We start from the raw sequence: 10,608 nt of genomic DNA on the forward strand, positions 1-10,608 counted from the left end.
AGAAATAGTTGTTAAGGTCCGTACACACCCAGAAGTACTCGATTACGCTCGGCCCCTCATTCTCAGGTTGCCATACCACGGCTTTGCTGATAAAGCGCGTATTGCCTTTAATAAGATACCGGGCGTATTACTTGAACGTATCGAGCAGCTTGTTGGCATTGGGCTTATTCGGGATGAGTCGACTCACTATCGGATCACCAAGGCTGGGTGGTATAACTACGTAAATATGATGTATTTCCTGATGACTCAAACTGAACGGCAGTGCCTTGATAATATTGTGGCCACCCAGTTAGAGACGCCGGACCGTTTTATTTCGACGCGGGAAGTTGTCTATGGGGATGAATATTTCACCTAGTATTATATTAAGACCCGTAGTCATGAGTTTATTTAGTGGGTTGCTTGTTAGGCGATTTTAGGCGTGAAATAAATAACCTGAAGGATGGCCCTAAATGAAAAAAAGAGATGTTAATAAGTATCTCTTAATAGCCGCCCACGGCCTCGCTAAGATGGGCAATAGCTTACAAGATGTTGTATTTATCCTGTTAATTGTTGGTCTGTTGAAAGGTAATGAATTTCAAATGGGCTTGGTTATTACTATTCAGTTTATTCCCTATCTTTTTCTCGGCTACCTGGGTGGTGTGGTGGCAGACCGGTATAACAGGAAAACGAATATGCTGATAGCGGATGCTATTCGGTTTTCTTTGGCGCTTGCCTTAACATACCTGGTTTTCTTTAATCGAGAAAGTGTTGCACTGTTGGCTTGTATCGCTTTCTTGTCGACAACCTGTAGGTGTTTCTATCAACCCGCTCAACAAGCCATGTTGCCAGAACTGGTAAAGAAAGCAGATCTTACGAAATATAACAGTAGATTCCAAGTCTCAGAGAATTTGGGTGTTATTGCTGGGCCACTCATAGCGGGCGTAATTGTCACAGTAGGCGAGTACTGGCAAGCCTTCTTATTCGACTCAATGACCTATCTCGTTTCCTTAATGCTGGTTTTTCTAATTAACTATTATCCTCTGGGCAAGAATGGTCGAATCAGCGATTCCAATGAAATTAGGTTTAATATTTTCAGGTACCTGAATGGTCGAAGGAAGCTTTTTGACACCGTGTATTGTTCCGCAGCCTCTATTCTTGCAATTTCAGCAATTATTCGTCTTGTTATTCCGTTGTACATAACGGTGGATATGAACCGGCCGCCTGAACTTGTGGCCTGGACCTTAGGTTTGATCGCTGCGGGAACCCTATTTGGCGCCTACCTGTTCGGGAAAGTCGAAACCACACTGAATACGCCCACGGTCTATTGGTTGGTTTACGGCCTATGTATATCAATGTTGTTTGTGTCGAATAATCTCTTTTGGCTGTTAGGATGGGCCTTCGTTTTAGGTGTTTCAGGTGCGTTTGTGGATGTCGCGCTAATTTGCAGCATTCAAAAGAATACCGAAGGAAAATACATGGGTAAGGTTTTTAGCTATTTCTCTACTCTCGCCAATACCGGTGAAGCGCTTTCCGGATTGCTTATCGGTGCTATTTTGATGCTAGTCAGTGCCAAATATGCAGGCGTCCTACTTGGTTTTATCTGCGCTTGCATAGCCTTCGGCTTTATAATTGTTCGTTTGTTAGAACGAAAAAGTCACAGTACTTGGCCCGTTGAAAGGGGAAAATATATGTCTTAGATAGACTGTATTGGCGTTTTTAACGGAAAGCATAATACTATTGTCACGATAAGGAGGCGGTACATGTTATTAAAAAATGACTCCGATTTCTCTGTAAAGGACTATTTTCAAACGGTCGATGGCGTGGAGTTTGCTGGCACTCATATTATACTCGATGTGTGGGGCGCTAAAAAATTAACTGACAGTGGCTTTATGGAGGCCGTGTTTAATAACTGCATTTGTTCAAGTGATGCAACACTTTTGCACATGCACGTTCATTGCTTCGAGTCCAGTGGTGGTATTTCAGGGGTGGCAGTTCTGGCGGAATCACACATTTCGGTACATACATGGCCAGAGCGAGATTATGCTGCCTTTGATATTTTTATGTGTGGTAAGTCTAGGCCCGAGGAATCGGTAAAGGTCATTATTGATGCGTTTTGTCCCTCACACCATTCGCTTACCACAATGCGCCGCGGCATTGTCGAGACGGGGGCTGTGAATGATTGCTCAATTTGGCAATATGCACATAATCGGTAAACGATTTATTCAGACACAAGGATGAGGCGAGGCGGTAATCTTTTCTCTTAGATCGGAGCTTAGATCGGAGCTTTCATAGGGAGGGTGTTACAGAGGATAAGGGCCCCGTCAGGAGCATTGGCGGGGTTCAAGGGCCGTTTAAGATGGCCGAACCTTCGCTAGGCTTGGCAACATCGACCCTATTAGGCCGATGTCCAACGCTCAAACAGGCGGTGCCTATTTTGCCTTTGCTTCTTGCTCGGCGGCGAGGAACTGCTTGTACAAGCCATCCGCTTCCTCGCTGAGCATGGAGTAGCTGCGAATATCGCCGCCTCGTTGGGCTTCCATGGCCTCTTGAAGTTTGGCTTCGTACTGCTTCTTGAGTTTTTTCGTTGGGTCAGACTTGAACATAGAAAACATAGGTCATTTCTTCTTAAGGTTTAAAGAGGTTACGTACGGACCCCCGGGTTAGATCGCTCAGCGAGTTTGGCCGGGGCTCAAACCTTGGCATCTATCCGGTAGCAATAACCGCCTGCCCGGTAGCCACAATCGCCTGCCCGGTAGCCACAAACCCTACCAGGGTATGGTTTTGCCTTGCCAATCGAGGAAGCTGGCTGTGCCATCGACTGGCGTGTCGGCCACGATGCTTAATAGCTGCTCGGCGACAAATTCACTGGTAAAGAGCTTACCGTCCGGTACGCTGCGCTGAAACGGCTTCGACAGGGGTGTATCCGTGGTGCCGGGGTGAAAAGAGATCAGTTTGATGTTTTTTGCCCGACGCGCGAGTTCCACCGCAGCCGACTTGAGCAGCATATTCATCGCAGCCTTGGAGGCGCGATAGCTGTACCAGCCACCAATTGCATTGTCGGCTATGCTGCCGACTCGGGCGCTAAAGACCACCACCTTGCACTTCTGGCGGCCCGTTAGGATCGGCATTAAAGATTTTAACCAGAGCATCGGGGTGATCGTGTTGGCGCTGACAATTTCAGTGAAGGACGCGGCGGAGAAGTCCTCCAAGCGCTTTTCTGGCTGGCAGTTGTCGTTGTGCAAGACCCCATGGCAGATAAAAACCCGGGCAATGTCCGATTCGGTCGCGCGCTGTATGCGGGCCACCGCGAGACCGATTTCAGCCTCTTGATAGTCGCTTACTCGAACCAGTTTGGCGTGCTCAAACTCGGCGCTTTGGTAGTAGCTCACATCGCGGCTGACCAAAACCAGTTCTGCGTCCGGGTCGGCAATAACTTGCGCGGCCAAGGCCTTGGCTATCGCGCTGCTAGCCCCGATGATTAGAGTGGTTTGTTTGTTCATAACAGGTTCCTTGGTCACACACGGCCAGACCGAGGCCAAAGCGCGTAAATAAAAAATGGGAAATAGGGCGGCGGTATTTGGCCAGGAGCAGATAGACGAGATGGGCCAGTGGCCGAATGATGGGCCAGCGCAGTGGGGCTACTAGGGTTCCTCGACCGACCAGCGTCCAGGCCCTATGGGTGACATCCATCGCCCTCAGAGGCTTACCCTGATATTCGCCGTAAAGGATCTTAAGCGCTTGAGCCCGATCGACATGCGGAAATTGCTGTTCAAAGTCCTCCTGGTGTAAATCCACCAAGATGATTAAGCCTGCTGTGTCCTGATCCTTTAGCTTCTGCATTTCCAGATTGCATAAGGGGCACTGGGCGTCGTAAAAGATGGTCAAACTACTGCGAGTCACGCTGCGTTTCTCCTCGAGAACGGGCCTCTATCGGTCGACCTAAGGCTGATGGCTTGGTTAAATGAATACCAGTCGGCAAGGCTAGGCCAATTGCCAGAAGCCTTTCGATTTGTTGGGTATTAATACGCAGGGGCGGGGAGAAGGGATCTAATCGAGTTCGAATGAATCAGCGCAGCAGCCTGAGCTGCCGCGATAGGGTGTTCTCTGCGCCTGTTGTTAGGCTATTTGGGGTCTCTGCGGTGGCGCGACTGCCACAATACTTCAGCATCGCCTTGCTCTTGCACCAATAGGCGTGCCAAGACAAAGAGATAGTCCGATAAGCGGTTGAGGTAGGTTTGCGCCAGGGTATGGGGCTTGTCCTCGGCGCGGTTGAAGGTCACCACGGTGCGTTCCACCCGTCGGCATAGGGCCCGTGCCATATGGCAGCGCGCGGCCGCTTCGTTACCGCCGGGTAAGATAAAGTTAGTCAGCGGTGGCAGCTCGGCGTTATCGCGGTCGATTAAGGCTTCCAGCTGGTCGATAATGGCACCGTCGAGCAGGCTGTAGTCGGGCATGGCCAACTCGCCGCCTAGGTCGAACAGGTCGTGTTGAATTTGGCGCAGTTCGTCACGATGCGTGGAGGTCGGCGCCACACTCTCAATAAAGAAACCCAGGGTGCTGTTGAGCTCGTCTATATCGCCAATGGCCTGAATCCTTAGGCTGTCCTTGGCGATGCGTTCATTGATGCCCAAGCCGGTCGTGCCGTTGTCGCCGGTTTTGGTGTAGATCTTTGTCAGTCGGTAACCCAATTGCTTATGCCTCGATATAGAGTGGTAGGGTGATCTCGAAACGACAGCCATGGCCGAATTCCGATTCCACCTGCATTTGCCCGTTATGGTGTGAGCAAACAATGAAATAGCTGACGGACAGACCCAAGCCAGTGCCTGCGCCAACTTCTTTGGTGGTAAAAAATGGCTCAAATATTTTCTTGCGCGTTTGCGCGCTCATGCCGATGCCGTTGTCGACAACGCTGATAATACATTGGTTATCTAAGACGTATTGATGAATATGGATTATACCCTCATCAATATCGTTCAGACTCAGCATGCGCTCTTTGATGGCGAATACCGCATTTTTGATCAGATTGAGTAAGACCTGCTCCAGTTCACTAAATACTCCGGCAACCAGAGCCTGGGGTGCGGCAAAGTCTTGGTCGAAATTGAGGTCGAAATTGTCTTTGAAATCGCTCAGGCGATCGTCGGTTATGGCAATGTTAATAGCCTTTTCGAGTACATCGACAATCAAGCAGGGTTGCATATTCACGCCACTTTCACGGCTAAACTGCAGCATATTGGTGACCAGGTTCGAGGCCCGAATACCCGACTGAGAAATATTATCCAAGAATGCGTGTATTTTGCGTTCGGTGAGATAATGGTTCAGATGGTCCAGTTCAATACCGCTTTTCTCGGCCTGGAGCTGATTGATGGCCAGGTCGGGCGCGATGCGCCGCTTGATATTCTGTACATTCTGCACGATGGCGCTGATCGGGTTATTGATTTCATGCGCCATGCCCGCCGCCATGCCGCCCAATGACATAACCTTTTCGGACTGAATAATGGCTTCTTCCATCAGGAACTTATCGGTAATGTCATCGATCCGAATCACCGCGCTCGGTGCATCGGTGTCTTTGAGCGGGTAGACGATGATATCAAAGTGGCGGATCTGGTGATGAACCGTTTGTTCGATATTGTGCAAGGTGCGTGATACGTTCTGATGCCAAACCTGTTCGATCCACTCAATATGCTGGGCGATCATCGGAAAGGCGTCTTGAACCTTACTACCGATCGCCTTGGTGCTGTCGGTGCCGCTCAGGTCGGAGGCTTCGCAGTTCCATTGGGTGACATTAAATTGTTGATCAATGGTGATCAGCACCGATGGCATCGAGTCGATAATGGAGGTCAAAAACTGCTGAAACTCGGTCAGCTTGGCCTCGATGCGCTTGCGCACCTGGACCTCAATTTCCAGCTGCTTATTGGTGGCCAGGGTGACATTGGCATAGTCATCGGCCTGTTCGAGCGCAATCGCGACCCGATCTCGCTCGGAGACAATCATTTCTTTACGCAGTTGTATCTGGTCGAGCATCTCATTAAAGGCATCGACTAAATCGCCTACCTCGTCATTCTGCATTTTTTCGGCGCGAATCAATGAATTGCCGCCATCGGCCAGCTTCTGGGTGATCTGCATCAGATGTTTGAGCGGGCGGAGCACGTAGCGGTAAAAAAATAGGTGCAGGATTAAAAACACCAGGCTGATCAGTGTTAATGAAACCATTAAGCGGGTTAACAGGCTAAAGTCGGTTACCTCATCGAAAAGCACCAGAAAACCGATCAACGCCAATGTGGCGGCGGCATAGCCAAAAAAGAGGCGTTGGCTGAGAGACCTGAACTGAAGCATGCGCAGTTGGATGCACTTCTAGGAAGCTAAAAGAAGCAATAAGACTGTCAGGATTTACCAGCTTGTGCAATTTGTTTATGCCACTTTGCTAAAAAGGGTGTCGCCAGCCCGAAGCCATGCGCCTGGTGCAACAAAAAGCCGGTAATGTAGTCGATTTCCGTTGGCCGACCGGTTCGGACATCCTCGGCCATCGAGGAGCGATTTTCCGCCGTGAGCGTGGCAACTTTCTGTATCAGCTGGTGCGGGTTGGCAATGGCTGGCAGCTTCAGATGTTGCATCAGCTGGCCTATTTCGCCACAGAGGCCGTCAATCTCGGCAGCAAATGCGGGTTCTAAGAGTTGGCCGTTACGAATCTGGTGGGCCGCAGTAATAGGGTTGATTACCGCATTGATTAGTATTTTTTGCCACAGTAACGGCTCAACCTGCTCCGTAACGATCGGATTCAACGGCCCATGCCAAGTGGCCAGGCGCGCCAGCATAGCCGCAGCGGGGCTCCGTGCCGATGAGCTAGGCGGTAAGCCCAGGTGGCTGGTGCCGTAACCGGTTTGTTGAAAGGTGTACGGGTCCAGTTTGAGCGCACCACAGGTAGTGGTGCCCCAGATCAGGCGGCCGGGGAACTGCTTTGCCAGCTGCTGCTGCGGACCCATGCCATTATGCAACAAGATCGCGACGGCATTGGGGTAGCGATTCAGCAGTACCTCTGCAGTGGCTTGCGCCTGATAAGCCTTACAACAGATCCAGATCAGCTCGACGGTGTCCTCTGCTGCACTCAAGGGTTGCCAGAGCAACGGCACGGACGTCGGGGTGCGCCGGCATTCAGTCGCCAAGCTTAGCTTTGGCCGATGGGCATAGGCCCAGACCGGGCCATAGAGTTGGGCTTGGGCGCAGGCGAGGGCGCCAATGGCACCCGGGCCCGCGATCAGAGAGCAGATTGCCGGCATAGACTGGTCAGATTCATGAAGTATGGCTCAGTCTAACCCAGCCTGATCTTGGATCAAGCCTCTTTGTCGTCCGGCGCCCAAAGGTGCACCGACTGACCATCGGCCATCTGTTCCAGATGCTCCAAGGCCGCGCTGATCACTTCGGACGCTGTTTGAGTGGCCTTGGCATTGGCATCGATCACCTCATAGTGCAGGGTGCCGGTCAGTGAGGCAAAGCCCATGGAGGTCGAATAGGCCCGAATCAGCAGGGCTTCTTGCACCCGGCGCACCAATTTGTGCGTGGTGAAATTGGATTCGTTGCCATAGAGCGATAGCGCTAAGGTGTTATCGTTGATCCGGGCGATATCATCCATTGGCCGGGCGGTATCGCGCAAGCGATCGCCGGCAGCCTTAAGCAACTGGTTCTTAAAGGACTCATCGTGCAGCGCGCTCATGTGCGCCAAATTATCGAAACGGCACAGCAGTAAGCCGATATGGCCGTTACGCCCCTTGTGCTGCTTTAAATAGCGGGACAGCTGCTGCTCCATAAAGACTTGGTTGCCTATCCCCGTGGCCGGATCAACCTGATTGAGCAGGGTGAGGGCACGAAACTGTTCTTTCAGGGCCAGCTCGCGCTGCAAGAGCGAGTTTTGAAAGCGGGAAATGCGCTGAGCGGCGTGCACACGGGGCAGTAGATGGGTCTTCATGGAGGTTTTGCCGACGAAGTCATCCACCCCTTGGGCGAAGGCCTGTTTCAAATCCTCATTTTCTTCCTTGGCTGTGAGCAAGACTATATAGGTGAACACGTTTTTACGCCGATTGAGTTCCCGCACCAGTTGGGTCAGTTCTAAACCGTCCATGCCGGGCATCAACCAATCGGCGAGCAAAACATCGGCATTGCGCTGCTTTAACATGGCTAAGGCGTCAATGGCGGTGTCGGCGACCCGGATGTCGGTAAAACCATCGAGTTGCAGTAGCTTGCGCACCACCGCACTGCTGAACTTGGTGTCGTCTACTATCATGATAGAGCTTGAGCTTGCTGGCATGTCCCTGTTTTTCCTGTGTTGCATCCATTGATATTAGAGTATAGAAGCTCATTATAAAGGGTGACATTTACTAATCTGTCAGAAAGACTTATTTTTGTCGAGAGCGTGAGGGGGTCCAATTTCAGATCTTCGGTTTGGCGTCTTGTCGAACGGAATTCGACTTTCGTCGTACATTTCTTCTTGGCCAGGTGGGCCGCCGGGTAGCAGGCCGTAGCCCGCCAGCCCACGAGTTACCTCACTGAGAGGTTAATTTAGCCGATAACAGAAAGAAATATTTTGCGGCCTATTGAAATGATGGCTTCTGCCCCAAATCTATGGGCTGCGGTTAAACAAACATACTAGTAAGTAAGTGTTTTAGAGTGGTTTACTTATTTAACTTGTTAATAACAATACTCCCAACTTTATTAGGAGACTGATCCATGAAAATCCGTCCTTTGCATGATCGCGTCGTAGTACGCCGCAAAGAAGAAGAAACGACCACCGCTGGTGGTATTCTGTTGCCTGGTTCTGCGAAAGAAAAACCTTCGCAGGGTGAAATTCTTGCTGTTGGTAATGGTCGTATCCTCGACAATGGCGAAGTTCGTCCCGTTGACCTTAAAGTCGGCGACACCGTTTTGTTCGGTCAATATTCCGGCAGCACCGTTAAAGTTGATGGTGAAGAGCTGTTGATTATGAGCGAAGGCGACGTTTTCGGCGTTATCGCTTAATTAAACCGAATCAAACAAATTAGGAAGGTAAGGAATTATGGCTGCTAAAGAAGTAGTTTTTGGTCTCTCCGCACGAGACAAGATGCAAAAAGGTGTGAATCTGTTGGCTGACGCGGTCAAGGTAACATTGGGGCCTAAGGGTCGTAATGTTGTATTGGCAAAATCTTATGGTGCACCCCTGGTGACCAAAGATGGCGTAACCGTTGCCAAAGAAATTGAATTGGAAGACGCGTTCGAAAATATGGGCGCTCAGATGGTTAAAGAAGTTGCCTCTAAAGCGAATGACGAAGCGGGTGACGGTACGACTACTGCCACCGTGTTGGCCCAAGCCTTTGTAAACGAAGGCCTGAAGTCAGTTGCTGCCGGCATGAACCCAATGGATCTGAAGCGCGGTATCGACAAAGCAGCTGCGGCCGTAGTGATCGAGTTGGCCAAGCTGTCTACTCCTTGTACTGATGCCAAGTCTATTGCTCAGGTCGGTACTATTTCAGCGAACTCCGATGCCACCATCGGTCAGCTGATTGCCGATGCCATGGAGCGTGTTGGTAAAGAAGGCGTTATCACCGTTGAAGAAGGCAGTGGTTTCATCGACGAGCTTGAAGTTGTTGAAGGTATGCAGTTCGATCGCGGTTACCTGTCACCGTACTTCGTGACCAACCATGAGAACATGACTGCTGAACAGGAAAGCCCTTACATCCTGTTAGTCGACAAGAAGATCTCCAATATTCGTGATCTGATCCCAATCTTGGAAATGGTTGCCAAGTCAGGCCATCCCTTGACTATTATTGCCGAAGACATCGAAGGCGAAGCCTTAGCGACCTTGGTGGTCAACAACATGCGCGGTACCGTTAAGGTAGCAGCGACGAAAGCACCGGGTTTCGGTGACCGTCGTAAAGCCATGTTGCAAGATCTGGCGGTATTGACTGGCGCCACCGTGATTTCAGAAGAAGTTGGTTTGAGCCTTGAAACCGCTACCCTGGAACACCTGGGTTCTGCTAAGCGCGTAACCTCTACTAAAGAAATCACCGTTGTTGTTGATGGTGCCGGCAACCAGGCCGACATCAAGGCGCGTGTTGAGCAGATCCGTGCTGAGATTGAGCAATCAACTTCAGATTACGACAAAGAGAAGTTGCAAGAACGTGTTGCCAAATTGGCTGGTGGCGTTGCCGTACTGAAAGTCGGTGCTGCGTCTGAAGTCGAAATGAAAGAGAAGAAGTCACGCGTTGACGATGCTCTGCATGCAACCCGTGCAGCAGTTGAAGAAGGCGTTGTTGCTGGTGGCGGTGTTGCACTGGTCCGCGCGATGGCCAACATTATCGGCCTTAAGGGCGATAACGAAGACCAAAACGTCGGTATTGCTTTGGCGTTACGCGCCATGGAAGCTCCGTTACGTCAAATCGTTCGCAATGCCGGTGGCGAAGCCTCCGTGGTATTGAACGAAGTGAAGAAAGGCAAGGGCAACTTCGGATACAACGCCGCTACGGGCGACTATCTGGATATGATCGAAGCCGGCATCATTGACCCAACTAAGGTAACCCGTACTGCATTGCAAGCGGCTGCCTCGGTTGCAGGTCTGATGATCACGACTGAAGCCATGATCGCTGACAAGCCTGCCGATTCTGC

Annotated in this window: 12 protein-coding genes; 5 read left to right on the forward strand and 7 right to left on the reverse strand. The window is 50.7% G+C overall.

Going from position 1 to position 10,608, the window contains the following annotated elements; all coding sequences use genetic code 11:
• From AC4FIC_RS14425 to speD, 3 genes are all read left to right on the forward strand, one after another.
• A partial coding sequence (locus AC4FIC_RS14425; RefSeq protein ID WP_488083935.1) for a hypothetical protein occupies positions 1-355 on the forward strand: 355 nt, incomplete at its 5' end.
• A 94-nt stretch (positions 356-449) separates the two neighbouring features.
• A complete protein-coding gene (locus tag AC4FIC_RS14430) occupies positions 450-1,676 on the forward strand; it encodes an MFS transporter (protein ID WP_273285965.1) in 1,227 nt (408 codons plus the stop codon).
• Between the two features lie 63 nt (positions 1,677-1,739).
• Positions 1,740-2,192: an adenosylmethionine decarboxylase gene (gene speD, locus AC4FIC_RS14435; protein ID WP_100257363.1), complete on the forward strand. Its 453-nt coding sequence runs from the start codon at positions 1,740-1,742 to the stop codon at positions 2,190-2,192.
• Between the two features lie 216 nt (positions 2,193-2,408).
• Here speD and AC4FIC_RS14440 read toward each other — a convergent pair whose 3' ends face one another.
• The 7 genes from AC4FIC_RS14440 to AC4FIC_RS14470 all read right to left on the reverse strand — a co-directional run bounded on the left by AC4FIC_RS14440 (position 2,409) and on the right by AC4FIC_RS14470 (position 8,278).
• Positions 2,409-2,591, reverse strand: a complete 183-nt coding sequence (locus AC4FIC_RS14440) for a DUF6435 family protein (RefSeq protein ID WP_100257362.1) — start codon at positions 2,589-2,591, stop codon at positions 2,409-2,411.
• 153 nt (positions 2,592-2,744) lie between these two features.
• Entirely contained in the window at positions 2,745-3,479 is a 735-nt protein-coding gene (locus tag AC4FIC_RS14445) for an SDR family NAD(P)-dependent oxidoreductase (RefSeq protein WP_100257361.1), read from the reverse strand.
• Complete coding sequence (locus AC4FIC_RS14450) at positions 3,445-3,879, reverse strand: thiol-disulfide oxidoreductase DCC family protein (RefSeq protein ID WP_488043915.1); 435 nt, start codon at positions 3,877-3,879, stop codon at positions 3,445-3,447. Before AC4FIC_RS14450 ends, AC4FIC_RS14445 begins: the two co-directional genes overlap by 35 nt.
• Before the next feature lie 221 nt (positions 3,880-4,100).
• The gene (locus tag AC4FIC_RS14455; protein WP_100257359.1) at positions 4,101-4,667 is read right to left on the reverse strand and encodes a cob(I)yrinic acid a,c-diamide adenosyltransferase; all 567 of its coding nucleotides are present in this window, start codon (positions 4,665-4,667) and stop codon (positions 4,101-4,103) included.
• A 4-nt stretch (positions 4,668-4,671) separates the two neighbouring features.
• Positions 4,672-6,312, reverse strand: coding sequence for a sensor histidine kinase (locus AC4FIC_RS14460; protein WP_100257358.1), 1,641 nt, complete (start codon positions 6,310-6,312; stop codon positions 4,672-4,674).
• A gap of 47 nt (positions 6,313-6,359) precedes the next feature.
• Positions 6,360-7,253 (reverse strand): ketopantoate reductase family protein, encoded by an 894-nt coding sequence (locus AC4FIC_RS14465; RefSeq protein ID WP_100257357.1) that lies wholly within the window; start codon positions 7,251-7,253, stop codon positions 6,360-6,362.
• A 53-nt stretch (positions 7,254-7,306) separates the two neighbouring features.
• Complete coding sequence (locus AC4FIC_RS14470) at positions 7,307-8,278, reverse strand: response regulator (protein WP_158524345.1); 972 nt, start codon at positions 8,276-8,278, stop codon at positions 7,307-7,309.
• Positions 8,279-8,697: 419 nt separating this feature from the next.
• Between AC4FIC_RS14470 and AC4FIC_RS14475 the strand changes: the two genes are divergently transcribed.
• Together AC4FIC_RS14475 and groL are read left to right on the forward strand one after the other, a co-directional pair.
• Positions 8,698-8,985, forward strand: coding sequence for a co-chaperone GroES (locus AC4FIC_RS14475; protein ID WP_100257355.1), 288 nt, complete (start codon positions 8,698-8,700; stop codon positions 8,983-8,985).
• Positions 8,986-9,022: 37 nt separating this feature from the next.
• On the forward strand, positions 9,023-10,608 hold a 1,586-nt coding region (groL, locus tag AC4FIC_RS14480; protein ID WP_490359429.1), incomplete at its 3' end, for a chaperonin GroEL.

This window comes from Reinekea sp., from assembly GCF_982785585.1.